General features: G+C 37.9%; 14 protein-coding genes and 4 tRNA genes. 15 read left to right on the top strand and 3 right to left on the bottom strand.

The features are described from left to right. The first annotated feature begins 82 nt into the window (after positions 1–82). Entirely contained in the window at positions 83–841 is a 759-nt protein-coding gene (locus J3U00_RS10140) for a M48 family metalloprotease (RefSeq protein WP_065562048.1), read from the top strand. A 63-nt stretch (positions 842–904) separates the two neighbouring features. Here the strand turns inward: J3U00_RS10140 and J3U00_RS10135 are convergent, their stop codons facing one another. After that, a complete protein-coding gene (locus tag J3U00_RS10135) occupies positions 905–2119 on the bottom strand; it encodes a pyridoxal phosphate-dependent aminotransferase (protein WP_267332327.1) in 1215 nt (404 codons plus the stop codon). 146 nt (positions 2120–2265) lie between these two features. Between J3U00_RS10135 and J3U00_RS10130 the strand changes: the two genes are divergently transcribed. The 7 genes from J3U00_RS10130 (at position 2266) to J3U00_RS10100 (ending at position 9228) form a co-directional block, all read left to right on the top strand. Beyond that, positions 2266–2535 (top strand): ACT domain-containing protein, encoded by a 270-nt coding sequence (locus J3U00_RS10130; protein WP_267332365.1) that lies wholly within the window; start codon positions 2266–2268, stop codon positions 2533–2535. 42 nt (positions 2536–2577) lie between these two features. Beyond that, entirely contained in the window at positions 2578–3933 is a 1356-nt protein-coding gene (locus J3U00_RS10125; protein WP_267332326.1) for a PFL family protein, read from the top strand. Positions 3934–4223: 290 nt separating this feature from the next. Beyond that, positions 4224–4700, top strand: coding sequence for a PTS sugar transporter subunit IIA (locus tag J3U00_RS10120; RefSeq protein ID WP_220225605.1), 477 nt, complete (start codon positions 4224–4226; stop codon positions 4698–4700). A gap of 9 nt (positions 4701–4709) precedes the next feature. Continuing rightward, positions 4710–4988: a PTS sugar transporter subunit IIB gene (locus J3U00_RS10115; RefSeq protein ID WP_220218834.1), complete on the top strand. Its 279-nt coding sequence runs from the start codon at positions 4710–4712 to the stop codon at positions 4986–4988. Positions 4989–4998: 10 nt separating this feature from the next. Then, positions 4999–6387: a PTS galactitol transporter subunit IIC gene (locus J3U00_RS10110; protein ID WP_267332325.1), complete on the top strand. Its 1389-nt coding sequence runs from the start codon at positions 4999–5001 to the stop codon at positions 6385–6387. 87 nt (positions 6388–6474) lie between these two features. Next, a complete protein-coding gene (locus J3U00_RS10105) occupies positions 6475–8538 on the top strand; it encodes a BglG family transcription antiterminator (RefSeq protein ID WP_267332324.1) in 2064 nt (687 codons plus the stop codon). A gap of 27 nt (positions 8539–8565) precedes the next feature. Continuing rightward, the gene (locus J3U00_RS10100) at positions 8566–9228 is read left to right on the top strand and encodes a class II aldolase/adducin family protein (protein WP_065562056.1); all 663 of its coding nucleotides are present in this window, start codon (positions 8566–8568) and stop codon (positions 9226–9228) included. Between the two features lie 95 nt (positions 9229–9323). Here J3U00_RS10100 and dhaL read toward each other — a convergent pair whose 3' ends face one another. Next, a complete protein-coding gene (dhaL, locus tag J3U00_RS10095) occupies positions 9324–9953 on the bottom strand; it encodes a dihydroxyacetone kinase subunit DhaL (protein ID WP_267330979.1) in 630 nt (209 codons plus the stop codon). Position 9954: 1 nt separating this feature from the next. Continuing rightward, positions 9955–10959, bottom strand: coding sequence for a dihydroxyacetone kinase subunit DhaK (locus J3U00_RS10090; protein ID WP_267332323.1), 1005 nt, complete (start codon positions 10957–10959; stop codon positions 9955–9957). Between the two features lie 285 nt (positions 10960–11244). On the opposite strand from J3U00_RS10090, the gene tcdA reads away from it, so the two are divergent. The 7 genes from tcdA to J3U00_RS10055 all read left to right on the top strand — a co-directional run. Beyond that, positions 11245–12039 (top strand): tRNA cyclic N6-threonylcarbamoyladenosine(37) synthase TcdA, encoded by a 795-nt coding sequence (gene tcdA / locus J3U00_RS10085; RefSeq protein ID WP_220225610.1) that lies wholly within the window; start codon positions 11245–11247, stop codon positions 12037–12039. Positions 12040–12302: 263 nt separating this feature from the next. Next, positions 12303–15014 carry a bifunctional acetaldehyde-CoA/alcohol dehydrogenase gene (adhE, locus tag J3U00_RS10080; RefSeq protein WP_267332322.1) on the top strand — a complete coding sequence of 904 codons (2712 nt, stop codon included), beginning with the start codon at positions 12303–12305 and terminating at the stop codon, positions 15012–15014. A 153-nt stretch (positions 15015–15167) separates the two neighbouring features. Next, a tRNA-Thr gene (locus tag J3U00_RS10075) sits at positions 15168–15243 on the top strand. Between the two features lie 32 nt (positions 15244–15275). Then, positions 15276–15360: transfer RNA gene (locus tag J3U00_RS10070), tRNA-Tyr, on the top strand. Between the two features lie 55 nt (positions 15361–15415). Further along, positions 15416–15490: transfer RNA gene (locus tag J3U00_RS10065), tRNA-Gly, on the top strand. A gap of 3 nt (positions 15491–15493) precedes the next feature. After that, positions 15494–15569, top strand: a tRNA-Thr gene (locus J3U00_RS10060). Between the two features lie 182 nt (positions 15570–15751). Beyond that, positions 15752–16244 (top strand): GTP-binding protein (locus J3U00_RS10055; RefSeq protein ID WP_267332321.1); only part of this gene is annotated, 493 nt, incomplete at its 3' end.

Here is a 16244-nt window from a genome sequence, read left to right as displayed (position 1 = left end):
TATTATTAAATTTGCGTTAAAATTCAAAAAATCTAGCTTTAAGTTAGAAAAAAGTAAAATTTGTTAATATAAGGAAAAGAATATGAAAAAACATCAAAAAACTTTGCTTGTTGCACTACCTTTAGTTGCAGCTATGTCGTTAGCTGGTTGTAAAAACATGAGTACTAACGATTTAACTAGTCTTGGCATGAAAGGTTTGAAAGCGGCAACACTCAGTGATAATGATGTGAAAGCATTAAGCCAAAAATCATGTGCACAAATGGATGCTCAATCAAAAATTGCTCCAGCTAAAAGTGCTTACGCTAAACGTTTAAATAAAATTGCCAAAGCTCTTGGTAATAATATAAACGGTACACCAGTTAACTATAAAGTATATATTACTAAAGATGTTAATGCATGGGCAATGGCTAACGGCTGTGTACGTGTTTACAGCGGTCTAATGGATATGATGAATGACAACGAAATCGAAGGTGTTTTAGGTCATGAATTAGGCCACGTAGCTTTAGGTCACAGTAAAAAAGCAATTCAAGTTGCTTATGCTACAGAAATTGCTCGTGATGCAGCAGCAGCATCAGGTAATGCAGCAGTTGCTAAATTATCTAAATCAAGTATTGGTAAATTAGCAGAAAAAGTGATCAATGCTCAATTCTCACAAGCTCAAGAACAAGATGCGGATAACTTCTCATTTGATTATTTAATCAAAAGAAAAATTAATCCAGCTGGTCTTGCAACAGCATTTGATAAATTAGGTGGCGGTGAATCATCAATTTTAAGTAGCCATCCATCTTCATCTAAACGTGCACAAAATATCCGTAATAAATTAGCTGAATTAAAAAGATAATTAATTCCCATTACTGGTTAAATAAAAAGCGCCAATTTTGGCGCTTTTTTTATTTGTATCTAATTATTGCTTATAACTAGATAGAAAGTTACCAAAGCGGTTAATGGCATCTTCAAGATCACCGGTATGTGGCAGTGCAACAATTCTTACATGATCGGGTTTGTGCCAATTAAAGCCACTGCCTTGCACTAACAATACTTTTTCTTGTAATAAAAAGTCTAATACTAACTTTTGGTCATTGTGAATATTAAACTTTTGTTGATCCAGCTTTGGAAACAGGTATAAAGCGCCTTGTGGTCTGGTGCATGAAACGCCCGGAATCTCATTTAACAACCGCCAAGCTAACATACATTGATCATATAAACGGCCACCGGGCACAATAAATTCATTTATGCTTTGATATCCGCCTAATGCACCTTGAATAGCATGTTGTAATGGCACATTAGCGCATAAACGCATCGAGGCGAGCATATTTAACCCTTCAATATAGCCTTTTACATGCTGTTTAGGCCCACAAAGCGCCATCCAACCTTGTCTAAAGCCAGCGACACGATAAGTTTTTGATAAGCCGCTCATGGTAACAACAAATAAGTCTGGAGCAAGGGCGGCAATCGAATGATGCACGGCATCATCGTATAAAATCTTATCGTAAATCTCGTCTGCAAAAATAAGCAAATTATGTTGGCGAGCAATTTCGGCAATCTCAAGTAACACTTCTTTGCTATAAACTGCACCGGTTGGATTATTAGGATTAATGATCACAATCCCTTTGGTTTTGGGGGTGATTTTTCGTTTTATATCCTGTAAATCCGGTGACCAGTTGGCCTCTTCGTCACATACATAGTGAACGGCATTGCCACCGGATAAACTAATTGCCGCTGTCCATAATGGGTAATCAGGCATAGGCACTAAAACTTCATCTCCGCTATTAAGCAGTGCTTGCATCGATTGCACAATCAGTTCAGAAACACCATTGCCGATATAGATATCTTCAATATCTAAATTGGTAATTCCTCTGGCTTGATAGTGTTGCATAATGGCTTTACGAGCTGAGTAAAGCCCCTTTGAATCGCAATATCCTTGCGCAGAAGGTAAATTACGAATGACATCAACCAATAATTCATCCGGGGCGGCAAAACCAAAAGGGGCGGGATTTCCAATGTTGAGTTTAAGGATAGTTTGACCTTCTTCTTCAAGTCGTTTTGCATGTTCTAAGATAGGTCCACGAATGTCGTAACAGACATGATCCAATTTATTGGATTTTTGGAAATTTATCATAACTTCGCCCTTTCAGTTTATTCTAATGATATTTTTATTTTTGTTGAAAAAAACAATCTACTCCTATTTCGATAATTTTTGAAGATGTTATTATAATCAACTCAATAAATATCTTTTAATTGTGTGAATTTTGTGCGGAGTATGTGATGAAAACGATTTTAACTGTCATTGGAAAAGACCAAACCGGAATAATTGCGGGAATTAGTCAAAAGCTGTTTGAATTAGATATTAATATCTTAGATGTGAGCCAAACGATTATGGATGAATATTTTACCATGATTATGTTGCTTGATTTATCCAAAATACAAGTCTCGTTCGATGAAGTTAAAACTTCGCTAACGCAAACAGGCGACAGACTCAAGGTAAAAGTAAATATTCAGCGAGAAGAGATTTTCGATGCTATGCATCGTTTGTAATTTCAATTCTAATTCTACATTTCTTACTTAAGGATAGGACTAATGGAAACAAAACAGATCCTCGAAACAATTAAAATGATTGAGGAAGAAAAACTTGATATCCGCACAATAACCATGGGTATTTCTCTCCTTGATTGTATCGATAGTAATGGTGAGAAAGCTCGCCAAAAAATTTATGACAAAATAACCACGTTAGCTAAAGATCTTGTCAAAGTTGGGGATCAAATCACTTCTGAATTTGGCATCCCTATTATCAATAAACGTATTTCCGTCACACCGATATCTTTAATTGCCGGCGCCAGTGATGATAAAGATTATGTTGCCTTTGCTAAAACCCTTGATAGTGCAGCTAAAGCCGTTGGTGTTAATTTTATTGGTGGGTTTTCTGCTTTAGTACAAAAGGGCTATCACAAAGGTGATGAGATTTTAATTAAATCCATACCGCAAGCGCTGGCTGAAACTGAGCGAGTGTGTGCATCGGTCAATGTTGGCTCAACTCAAACCGGTATCAATATGGATGCGGTTAAGCAAATGGGGCAAATTATCAAACAAGCGGCAGAGTTAACCGCTGATAATAACAGCATGGCATGTGCTAAATTAGTTGTATTTGCCAATGCAGTTGAAGACAACCCTTTTATGGCCGGCGCATTTCATGGTGTTGGTGAAGCCGATTGTGTGATTAATGTCGGCGTGAGTGGACCTGGCGTTGTTAAACGTGCGCTTGAGAAAGTAAAAGGTCAACCTTTTGATGTGGTTGCCGAAACGATTAAAAAAACTGCATTTAAAATTACCCGTATGGGGCAATTAGTTGGAAAAGAAGCATCAGAGCGCTTAGGTGTGAAATTTGGTATCGTAGATTTATCGCTCGCACCGACGCCGGCAATTGGTGATTCGGTTGCGCATATTTTAGAAGAAATGGGACTGGAAGTGGTCGGCACACATGGCACAACGGCAGCTTTGGCAATGTTAAATGATGCCGTTAAAAAAGGCGGCGTAATGGCGTGTGGTCATGTCGGTGGTTTAAGTGGCGCCTTTATACCCGTTTCCGAAGATGCTGGCATGATTGATGCGGTTAATTGCGGGGCACTTAATCTGGAAAAACTCGAAGCCATGACCTGTGTATGTTCAGTTGGTCTTGATATGATAGCCATACCGGGTGATACCTCCGCTGAAACGATTTCTGCTATTATTGCTGATGAAGCGGCAATCGGTGTCATTAACCACAAAACCACTGCTGTGCGGATTATTCCGGCTGTGGGATTAAAGGTGGGTGATAATATTGAGTTTGGTGGATTACTCGGTCATGCTCCTGTGATGCCGGTGAGTAAATTCTGTTCATTTGATTTCATTCATCGTGGTGGACGAATCCCGGCACCAATTCACTCTTTCAAAAATTAAATAACCTTCAATACTTATTGTGATTCTGTCTATTAAATTGCTAATAGCAGAATCACAATTGCCTAACTATCTAACTTGGTATAACTATTCTCAGATATTTCCCGCATTTTTCAAGCGATAACTTTTATCCCTATGATGTGCAATTTTATGGATATTTTTTGGTATCAAATCCAATAGTCTGCGCTGTTTTAATTTCCTAAAATCAATGACATCAAATAATTACTGTATGAGTTAGTCATCAAAATCAGCCCGATTTAAAAATGACTAACGACATAATGATGGAGGATGAAATGGAAAATGAATCTAATAACCAGCTGTTTTGTAACGATCTGATTGTGTTAGATAGAGACTTCCAAAATTCAAATCAATTTTTTGATTTTACTTTTTCAATTCTACAACGTGGTGGTTATGTTAATCCAACATTCTTAGAAGCGATTAAACACCGAGAGTCTTTATTTCCGACCGCTTTACCGACCAAACCTTATGTGGTGGCAATGCCACATACCGATATCGAACATGTTATTAGACCATTCATTTTCTTTACTCGAGTGAAAGGAACAATCCCTTGGTGTGAAATGGCAAATAATGATCATGTTTTAGATGCTAATTTTATCTTTCTATTGGGATTTAACCAAAAAGATGGACATATTGATTTATTACAAAAATTGATGTCCAGCTTGGTAAATTCATGTTTTTTAGAGGCACTATACCAGGCAAAAACAGAACATGAAGTTTTTAACTTATTGACGTCAAATATCCATTTATAAGGAGGCATTATGAAAAAGGTTATTGTTGCATGTGGGAGTGGAGTGGCCACATCACAAACGGTTGCAAGTAAAGTGACACGCTTATTAAAAGAGAGAAATCTTAATGATATTAAAGTGGAAGTTGTCGATCTTAAGTCGGTTGATTCTCACATTAAAAACAGTGCGGCATACATTGCCATTACCAAAATTGAGAAAACATATCCTATCCCGGTTATTAATGGCATTGCTTTTTTAACCGGAATAAATATGGATGCAGAACTGCAAAAAATTATCGATGCCTGCAAATAGGAGTGTAATTATGGACTTTCTTGGAACAGTTATAAATTATATTTTGAATTTAGGTGCACCGGTATTTGTGCCTATCATAATGCTCATTGCGGGCTTAATTGTCCATATGAAATTTCGAGACGGGGCATCGGCCGCTATTACGTTAGGTGTTGCGTTTGTTGGAATGAGTATGCTGATTGGTTTTATGGTCGGCGCAATAGGCGCTGCGGCACAAACCATGATGGAGCGAACCGGAATTGAACTCAGTATTGTTGACGGTGGTTGGACAACAATGGCAAATGTTTCGTGGGCTTGGCCATATGCTTTTTTAATGTTTCCACTGCAAGTAGGCGTCAATATCTTAATGTTGGTATTGAAAAAGACCGATACGTTTAATGCTGATTTATGGAATGTATGGGGTAAAATTTTTACTGCCTTTATTGTTGTTGCCGTAGCAACGCCACTTGTGGGCGGAATAATTGCGCTGATATTGGCTTTTGTTGTTGCAACGTTGCAAATTATTTTAGAACTCAATTCCGGTGATATTAATCAGCATCGAATCGAAAAGTTAACCGGTATTCCGGGTGTAACTTGTACGCACCGAATGCTATTTTTCAGTGCCATTTATTATCCTTTTGATCTTCTATTACGCAAAATCCCCGCTTTGAATAAGCCAATGGATGCAGCAACCTTGCGTTCTAAACTAGGGGTATTTGCTGAAAATCACGTAATCGGATTTTTATTAGGTGTCATTTTTGGGATTATTGCTGGTTATGATGTGGCGGCCATTTTAATGCTAGGAGTGCAAGCGGCGACCGCTTTAATGCTGTTCCCGATGATCTCAAAATTATTTATGCAGGCGCTATCCCCGATATCCGAAGCAATCAGCGATTATATGAATAAACGCTTTGCCGGTCGTAAACTGTTTGTGGGTCTTGATTGGCCGTTTATGGGGGGAGCAAGTGAAATCTGGTTTACTTTAATTGTCGCCATTCCTATCACCTTAATTTGGGCAGTAATTTTACCCGGCAATAAAATCTTACCATTTGCCGGCATTATTAATATCGCACTGGTTGTGCCAGCTTATATTTTAACCAAAGGCAATACATTAAGAATGGTGATTTTAGCTATCATCGGTGTGCCATTTTTTCTGTTTGTCGGAACGCAATTTGCGCCAATTATTACCGATTTAGGCTTAGCCACTAAGGCGATTGATATTCCAAACAACCAACTTATTTCTAACAGCTCTATTGATGCACCTGTCTTTACTTATGCATTTTCATTTATTTGGCAATGTTTACAAGGCTATTTTGTTCCATTGATATTGGCTATTTATTGGTGCACTGGCTATTTCTTTTATGCACGTGAGCTGAAAAAAGAGGCACAACAAGATAGTGTTGATCTGAAAATAGATGAGTAAAACTGGACTATTTGTAAACAGGTAATTAGTACAAACTGATGGTAATGCTCGTTATCATCAGATAACGAGCAAGAGGCTAATAATTATATGGTTGTTGATAAAAGAATTCATGCTGTTTTAAATGCATTAATTCAAAATCCAAGTGTCAGTGGCGTAGAGCTGCAAAATAAATTTGGGTTAACCCGTAAACAGCTTAGTTATACCTTAAAAAAGATTAATGATTTTCTTGAGTCATCAAATCTTGAATTAATTAAACGATTTAAAACCGGAAAATTTAGCATTCCTAAAGTCGTGATTGAAACCTTTAGAGACGAACCCGTCTCGCTTTCTATTGGTCGATATATCTATTCAGAAGATGAAAGAGTGCATCTACTGCTATTTTTTTTATTAACCAGAACTGAGCGCTTGTCATTAATTCATCTCTCCTCAGCGCTGACCGTTAGCCAAAATACGGTGATTAATGACATTAAAAAAGTGCAAACCCTGCTCGATCAATATCATATGCAGGTAACTTATGATCGTGAAAATGGTTATCGCATTGTTGGCACAGAAATTAATAAGCGCTATTTATTATTAAAGCTAATTCATCGCATCATTAATATGCCAATAGCCGATAAAATTTTTCGGCACAATAAGATTATTACTCAAGGCCGATTAGAACAAGTCGGACAAGTGTTTAGTGAAATTGAACGAAAATTAAAAATTGTTTTTACCGATGAACAACTGCAAGAATTAACCTATTTTATTGGTTTTATGCTACACCGAATTGAAACCAACAAAAAAATAGAGTTATTGCCGGAAAACTATACCGATGTAGCAAACAGTCGTGATTTTCAATTAATGAAAAAATTAATTGAACGCTTTGGCATTACCGATCTGAATGAGCAGATTTTTTTAACGGTATTGGTACAAAGTTCCAATATCCAAACATTATCAGACAAATATTTTCATCTCGATGCCGTGTTATTAGAGAGTGCAGTTGAAGTTATCGATAATTTTGAACAGATCAGCTGTATTACCTTTCAGGACAAAAGTGAATTAATTGAACGTATTTATCAACACTGGAAACCGGCCTATTATCGCATCCGTTACCATATCACCAACATCAACAGTGTTTACGATATTGTTTTGCAAGAGTTCGGTCATTTACATGAAATGGTACGTAAAGCCATAGCGCCGTTTGAAAAGATACTGCATTGTAATATGCCGGATGAGGAAGTGGCGTTTATTACCGTTTTATTAGGCGGCTGGTTAACACGAGAAGGGCTAATTAACCAAATTAAAACAAAGAAAATTGCCATAGTTGTTTGTGAAAATAGCGCCACAGTCTCTACTTACTTATATTTGACTTTACAGGTGTTGCTTCCGGAACTTCACTTTTCTGATGCCATGTCTAAACGAGAGTTTGAAAAGTATAAACACTATTATGACATTGTTTTTTCAACCTCACATTTATCCACCGATAAACTGCTCTTTGTTGTTAACCCTTCGTTGAATAATTTGCATAAAAATGCATTACGTAACCAAGTTATTGGCACATTACAAGGGATTGACCCAAGCATTATCCAAGTTGAAGAACTGATGTTAATTGTTGAAAAGTTCACCCATATAAAAGACAGAAAGGCGCTACAAAAAGAGCTTACCGCCTACCTGTATAATGATGAACTCAATGACAATCCGCTACGAATCAACCAACAAGAGATCCCTTCGCTGGCGGATTTAATGCAAAAAGAGCATATCTACCTTGCCCAAACAGCCGATATTTCATGGCAACAGGCACTGGAATTAGCGGCTAAACCACTATTAAACGGGCAATTTATTGAACGTTATTATCTGGAACGAATGATCAATAAAATCCAATTTGAACAGCCCTACATTATGCTGGTTGAAGGGTTAATTATTGCGCATGCCGGTATTGATGATGGTGTCAATCAAGTTGCCATGTCGCTACTTAGGTTACCCGACAAAATCGATATTGGTGGCTATATGCAAGCCGATTTAATTGTTGTGCTAGCGACCAACAATCCACAGAAACATCTTAAAGCATTGGCGCAATTAAATGAGCTATTAGAACTTCATGACGGTTCAACCCATTTACGCCAAGCCAAAAATAATCAAGAAATTTGGGAATTATTTGCCCGCTATCAATGAATATTTTGCCTAAAAAGGAGTGTTAAAATGTTAGAGATTCAAAAACAATATGTTGTCGATATGGCTAAGAAATCCAGTGAGTGGGGACTTTGTAAACATAAAGCAGGTAATTCAAGTGTCCGTGACAAACAGACCGGCTATGTGCTAGTTACCCCAACAACCATTGATAAACAACTATTAACCGCACGTGATATTGTAGTTATGGATCTAGATGCTAATGTGATTGAAGCGCAATCCGGATTAAGACCGACTAGTGAATGTTTGATGCATTTGGAAATTTATAAGGCTCGTCCGGATGTGTTTGCCGTTTCGCACACCCACTCAATTTTTGCAACGGCATTTGCGGTATTAGCAAAGCCCATTCCGGCAGTTGTTTATGAGTGTGCTATTTTGAATTTAAAAGACGGCGTGATTCCGGTTGCGCCATATGGTCGCCCTGGTACGCCGGAACTGTCAACTAGTGTTATTGAGCCAATTAAGCGAGCCGATGCCATTTTAATGGAAAAACATGGCGCCATTGCGGTGGATAAAGATCCTTATGAAGCGGTATTAAAAGCGGCCTACATTGAAGAAATGGCAGAGATTTATTATCACGCATTGTTGATTAATGGTGGTAAAGATCCGGGTGGATTCCCGCCGCAAGAGTTACAAAGTTGGGCATATCCTTCCCAAATAAAATTTAAACAATAGGGTAGGTGGATAATGAAAGAGAGGAAAAGTCACGCTTAAATGACAGAAACAAACAAGTTAATAAATCCGCCAACACTGTTAGCGGATTTATTTTTTTAAGACATCTGAATATATTCATTCATATATTTTAAAATATAAGCCATTGAAACAGCGCCCGGATCCATATGACCAATAGCACGTTCACCTAAGTTTTTAGCTCGACCAAATACCGCTATCATCTGTTTGGTTTGCTCTGCGCCTTCCATTGCTGATTGGGCAATTTTAGGTAACGCCTCTTTCAAGGGTAATTGGCATAATTCATTTGCGCTGGTTGCCGCAGCTGCTAAAGCATCAACCATGGTCTTATCACCCGGTTTAGCATTGCCTCGTTGATAGACAGCTTGCCAACCTTGATTAAGTAGTGTTGCTAATGTGCTGGTATTAAATTCTGCCTCACCAATAATACTTTTACCACCAGCTCTAAATAAAGTGCCAAATATTGCACCGGAAGCCCCGCCCATACTGGTCATTAATTTTGTACCAACTTGATTGAAAAAATCACCAATATCATTTGGCTTAAACTGATTGTCTTGTAACAGTACTATTAATGTCGCAAATCCTCGCTTCATACCAATACCATGATCGCCGTCGCCAACAATTTGATCTAAAGCGGTTAATGTTGGCTCACTTTCCACCATTTTTTCGGCGACAAATAACATCATTTTACGTAGTTGTGACAAGTTCATTCTATTTTCTCCATCCTAAGGTTTGGCAAGGTAGGTCATAAAGGTGTTGTAACTGCTGATCTAATTTCATTAAGGTGATCGAAAAGCCGGACATTTCCAATGAGGTACAAAAATGGCCAATGGCAATATCATGGCTGATTATGCCTCGTGAATCGAGTTCAATACCGACTTTTCGGGCAATGATTAAAAGTTCGGTATTACTCATCGCACCTAAATTATTAATCAGTACGCATACCCGATCGGCACGCACAAAAGGTAGATCGTCACACAATCTATCTATCATCTCTTTAACTACATCGTCGGTGGAGGTCATTGTTTGACGGCGTAAACCGGCTTCACCATGAATACCGATACCAATTTCAATTTCGTTATCTGCCAGTTCAAAGTTAAAGTTATTCGACTGAGGCAATGCGCAACCATTGAGCGCTACACCGATAGTACGTACGTTATTATTGGCTTTTGCTACGACTTGATAAAGCTGGTCAAGATCATATTTTTCCAATTGCGCCGCAGCGCCGGCTATTTTATAAAGAAACATAATACCGGCAACGCCCCGTCGATCTGAGATTTTAGAAAGTGGAGCAGAAGCAATATCATCGGTTGCGCGAATGGTTTTGGTGGTAATATTTTCTTCGGCTAAAATTTCGGCAGCAATATCAAAATTCATCCCGTCCCCGGAATAGTTACCATATAAAAATAGTGCGCCATGACCTTGATGTGTGGCTTTGGTCAATTCAATTATTTGATCAGGCGAGGGCGAGGTAAACACTTCGCCAAGTGCACAGCCGTCAATGCTACCTTCACCGATAAAGCCGGCAAAAGTTGGCTCGTGACCGCTACCGCCGCCGGAAATAACCACAACTTGATCATCTGTGATGTGATTGCCATAAACTGCAAAGTAGTTTGGAATTGCAGTGAGTTTGCCATTATATCCATATACTAAGCCTTGCATCACTTCTTGCCTGACATTGTTAGGATCGTTGAGTAATTTTTTAGGTTTGCGCATTTGCTTTTCCTCTTTATTAAGCATAATTAACCAGCTATATTTTAGGAAAAACAAATAATTGAAACGAATACAATTAATGACAAATAATATCCCACTGGTTGCGCATCATCGGGATGTACATTTAAAGTGCCTTGCAAAGCATATATTGCAACTTGAGTCCTTGAAAACGAATATATTGACATTATTTATATATAAATTAGTTAGCAAAGCAAATTATCTTTATTATTGGTAAACAAGTTTTTGGAGTGTTGGGTGTTTGACGATAAGCACCTTCGATAATCAATTATGAAATCAGAATCCTACTTTCAACGTTTTAGCGGTATTGCAAGGCTCTATGGTGAAGCAGCATTAACGCAATTTTCACAAGCTCATATTTGTGTCATTGGTATTGGTGGTGTTGGGTCATGGGTGGCCGAATCCCTTGCGCGTAGTGGTATTGGGCAAATTACCTTAATTGATATGGATGATGTGTGTATCACCAATACTAATCGGCAAATTCATGCGTTAAATACCAATATTGGTAAAGCTAAAACTGCTGTTATGGCTGAACGAATTTTACAGATCAATCCTCAATGCATCGTCAATGTCATCGATGATTTTATCAGTCCGGATAATGTTGCAAACTATTTAGGGTCGAAACAAAACCCTCGCTTCAACTTTATTATTGATGCCATTGACAGCGTGCGTGATAAAGCTGCGCTTTTAGCGCACTGCAAGCGAAACAAATTAAAAGTTATCACCATTGGTGGCGCAGGCGGGCAAAAAGATCCGACCAAAATTAAAATTGCTGATTTAGCCAAAACCGTTCAAGACCCGTTAGCGGCTAAATTGCGTGAGCGCTTAAAAAATGATTATAAACTCAATAAAGATAGCAAAGGTAAGTATGCCATTGCGTGCGTCTTTTCGACTGAGCAGTTAACTTATCCAGCTCAAAATGGTCAGGTTTGTTCCACTAAAAGCCAAGCTGAAGGTAGTAAGAAAATGGATTGTCAGTCCGGATTTGGCGCTATTACTACCGTGACAGCGACTTTTGGTTTTGTGGCGGTGAGTTATGTATTAGATAAGTTAATTAATGTTTGATTTTTAATTTAATTTAGCTAAAGAAACAATTTTGCTTCCTTTAGCTAATTAATTATATTTTTTTAAAATCTTCAAATTTAATTCGCTTAAAGTAATAATAAATTTTGTTCTTTTAAAGAACATTCATTTTTTGTTAAATATCTTATTGTATTAAGTAAAAAACTGATTTACGATATTCCACAATTTCGTTTTGCTATTATAAATATGTTCAAGGAAGACGCCAAACGATCCAAGTTTATTTTTTAATTTTCAAGGAGAAATCTATGGCAGTAACCAATATGAATGAGTTAAATGAGTTAATGACTCGAGTGAAAAAAGCTCAAGAAACTTATTCTACTTATACTCAAGAGCAAGTTGATAAAATCTTCGTAGCAGCAGCAACAGCTGCAGCCGCAGCTCGAATCCCTCTTGCACAGCAAGCTGTTGCTGAATCAGGAATGGGAATTGTTGAAGATAAAGTTATCAAAAACCTATTTGCTGCTGAGTATATTCTTAATAAATATCGCAATGATAAGACTTGTGGTGTTGTTGCTGAAAATGAGCCATATGGCACTATCACTGTAGCTGAACCATTAGGGATTATTTGTGGTATCGTTCCAACTACAAACCCAACATCAACAGCGATTTTTAAATCACTAATTAGTTTAAAAACTCGTAATGCTATCGTATTTTCACCTCATCCTCGCGCTAAAAAATCTACCATTGAAGCTGCTCGAATTGTGCTAAATGCTGCAATTAAAGCTGGTGCTCCAAAAGATATTATTGGTTGGATTGATGAACCATCTATCGAATTATCTAATGCATTGATGCATCATGATAATGTGTCTGCTATCTTAGCTACTGGTGGTCCTGGTATGGTTAAAGCAGCTTACAGTTCTGGTAAACCAGCATTAGGTGTTGGAGCAGGTAATACTCCTGTAATAATTGATGAAACAGCTGACTTAAAACGTGCCGTTGCATCAGTGTTGATGTCTAAAACATTTGATAACGGTATGATTTGTGCTTCAGAACAAGCTATTGTTGTTGTTGATTCTGTCTATGACGAAGTTCGTAATTTATTAAAACAATATGGCGCTTATATTTTAAATGCTAAGGAAACCAAAGCAGTACAAGGTATTATCTTAAATGATAAAGGAGCCTTAAATGCTAATATCGTTGGTCAACCAGCAACTAAAATTGCTGAATTAGCTGGATTTAAAGCGCCTGCAGGTGCAAAAGTGCTTGTTGGTGAAGTGAGTAAAGTTGACTTATCGGAACCATTTGCTCATGAAAAACTTTCTCCAACTTTAGCTATGTTTAAAGCAAAAGATTTCAATGAAGCAGTAGATAAAGCTGAAAAATTAGTTGAAATGGGCGGTATGGGTCATACCTCTGTGCTTTATACTGACCAAGATAGCAATCGTGATCGTATTGCTTACTTTGGTAGTAAAATGAAAACATGTCGTATTTTAATTAATCAACCAGCTGCTCATGGTGGTATTGGTGATTTATATAACTTTGATTTAGCGCCATCTTTAACACTAGGATGTGGTTCTTGGGGGGGTAACTCGGTCTCAGAAAATGTCGGTCCGAAACACTTAATCAACAAGAAAACAATCGCTAAGAGAGCAGAAAACATGTTATGGCACAAATTACCAAGTTCTATCTATTTTAAACGTGGCTCACTTCCAGTTGCTTTAAATGAAGTAATTGAACAAGGTGCCAAACGCGTATTTTTAGTAACCGATAAATTCTTATTTAACAATGGTTACTCTAAACAAATTACCGATCAACTTGAAGAACGTGGCGTAATTTGTGAAACTTTCTTTGATGTTGAAGCAGACCCAACATTAAGTGTTGTTCGTAAAGGTACTGACTCAATGATAGCATTCCAACCGGATACTGTTATTGCTTTAGGTGGTGGTTCTCCAATGGATGCCGCAAAAATTATGTGGGTACTTTATGAACATCCAGAAACAAAATTTGATGAATTAGCATTGCGCTTTATGGATATCCGTAAACGTACTTGTCATTTCCCTAATATGGGTAAAAAAGCCAAATTAATTTGTGTGACAACTACTTCTGGTACTGGTTCTGAAGTTACACCGTTTGCGGTAGTAACAGATGATGCAACTGGCCAAAAATATCCATTAGCTGATTATGCAATTACACCAAATATGGCAATTGTTGATGCTAACTTAGTAATGAATATGCCTAAATCACTTTGTGCTGCAGGTGGTTATGATGCGGTAACTCATGCCTTAGAAGCTTATGTGTCAATTATGGCAAGCGAGTTCTCTGATGGACAAGCATTACAAGCATTGAGTATATTGAAAGCATATCTACCTACAAGCTATAAAGACGGGGCTAAAAACCCAGTTGCTCGTGAAAAAGTGCATAGTGCTGCAACGTTAGCTGGTGTTGCATTTGCTCAAGCATTTTTAGGTGTTTGTCACTCTATGGCGCATAAAATTGGTGCTGCATTCCATATCCCTCATGGTGTGGCAAATGCAATGCTGATTAGTAATGTTGTTCGCTTCAATGCAACAGATAAACCAACTAAACAAGGTACATTTAGCCAATATGGTTATCCTCAAGCTGTTAGACGTTATGCTGAAATTGCTGACCACTTAGGCTTAACTGCTGCATCAGACAAAGACGAGAAGAAAGTTGAAAAATTAATTGGTTGGTTAGATCAATTAAGAAAAGATCTTGAAATTCCATTCTCTATTAAAGAGTTTGGTATTGATGAAAAAGCTTTCTTAGCTCAAGTTGACCAACTTGCAGTTGATGCATTTGATGATCAATGTACAGGTGCTAACCCTCGTTATCCTTTAATTGCAGAATTGAAACAAATTCTACTTGATACTTATTACGGTCGTGCATATCAAGATAAAGGTGATATCAGCGAAGATGTAGCAGTACATACAGCAGCTAAAGGTGTTGCTTCAACTAAGAAAAAAGCAACTACTAAAAAAGCGACAAAAAAGAAATAATTTAACACATTATTTTTGATTAAATAAAAACCTGAAATAGTCTATATTTCAGGTTTTTTTTATATTTTTGATTTTTTTTTAAGCAAACAATAAAAAAAATGTTTTTTTTGCTTGCAAGGTTAAATGTTCTAGTCCATAATGCGCAGCACTTAGGCCGGCTTAGCTCAGTAGGTAGAGCAACTGACTTGTAATCAGTAGGTCGCCAGTTCGATTCCGGCAGCCGGCACCATTTTCCTAAGTAAACAATTTATAATGATTCGGGGTGGGGTTCCCGAGCGGCCAAAGGGAGCAGACTGTAAATCTGCCGTGTCACACTTCGAAGGTTCGAATCCTTCCCCCACCACCATTATCTAACATTAGCAATTGCTAATTGAAGCATTTAGGTAGCCGAGTTTGAACATGCGGGCATCGTATAATGGCTATTACCTCAGCCTTCCAAGCTGATGATGCGGGTTCGATTCCCGCTGCCCGCTCCAATTGCTGATATAGCTCAGTTGGTAGAGCGCACCCTTGGTAAGGGTGAGGTCGGCAGTTCAAATCTGCCTATCAGCACCATTCTTGTTACTTTCCTAAACTTCTAAAAAAATTATATTTGATAGCTTTAAAGCTTGTCACTAGATGGCTTTATCTGTTATTATGCAAAGCTAATTTTAAATTAGTATTATGTTAAAACTAAATATGATACTTGGTTAATGTGGTGATTCACCACCGATTTGTATTACATTGAGGGACTATAAATGTCTAAAGAAAAATTTGAACGTACAAAACCCCACGTTAACGTTGGTACAATCGGCCACGTTGACCATGGTAAAACAACTTTAACAGCAGCTATTACTTCTGTACTTTCTAAAAAATACGGCGGTCAAGCTCGCGCATTCGATCAAATCGATAATGCACCAGAAGAAAAAGCACGTGGTATCACCATCAACACTTCACACGTTGAATACGATACACCAACTCGTCACTACGCACACGTAGACTGTCCGGGCCATGCTGACTATGTTAAAAACATGATCACTGGTGCGGCACAAATGGATGGTGCTATTTTAGTAGTAGCAGCAACTGATGGCCCTATGCCACAAACTCGTGAACACATCCTTTTAGGTCGTCAAGTAGGTGTTCCTTACATCATCGTATTCTTAAACAAATGCGATATGGTTGATGATGAAGAATTATTAGAATTAGTTGAAATGGAAGTACGTGAACTTCTATCTCAATACGATTTCCCAG

The sequence above is a fragment of the Gilliamella sp. B3127 genome (assembly GCF_026536935.1).
Lineage (GTDB): Bacteria > Pseudomonadota > Gammaproteobacteria > Enterobacterales > Orbaceae > Gilliamella > Gilliamella apicola_E.
Note: the sequence above shows the minus strand (reverse complement) of the source record. Positions and strands in the feature narration are given on the sequence as shown.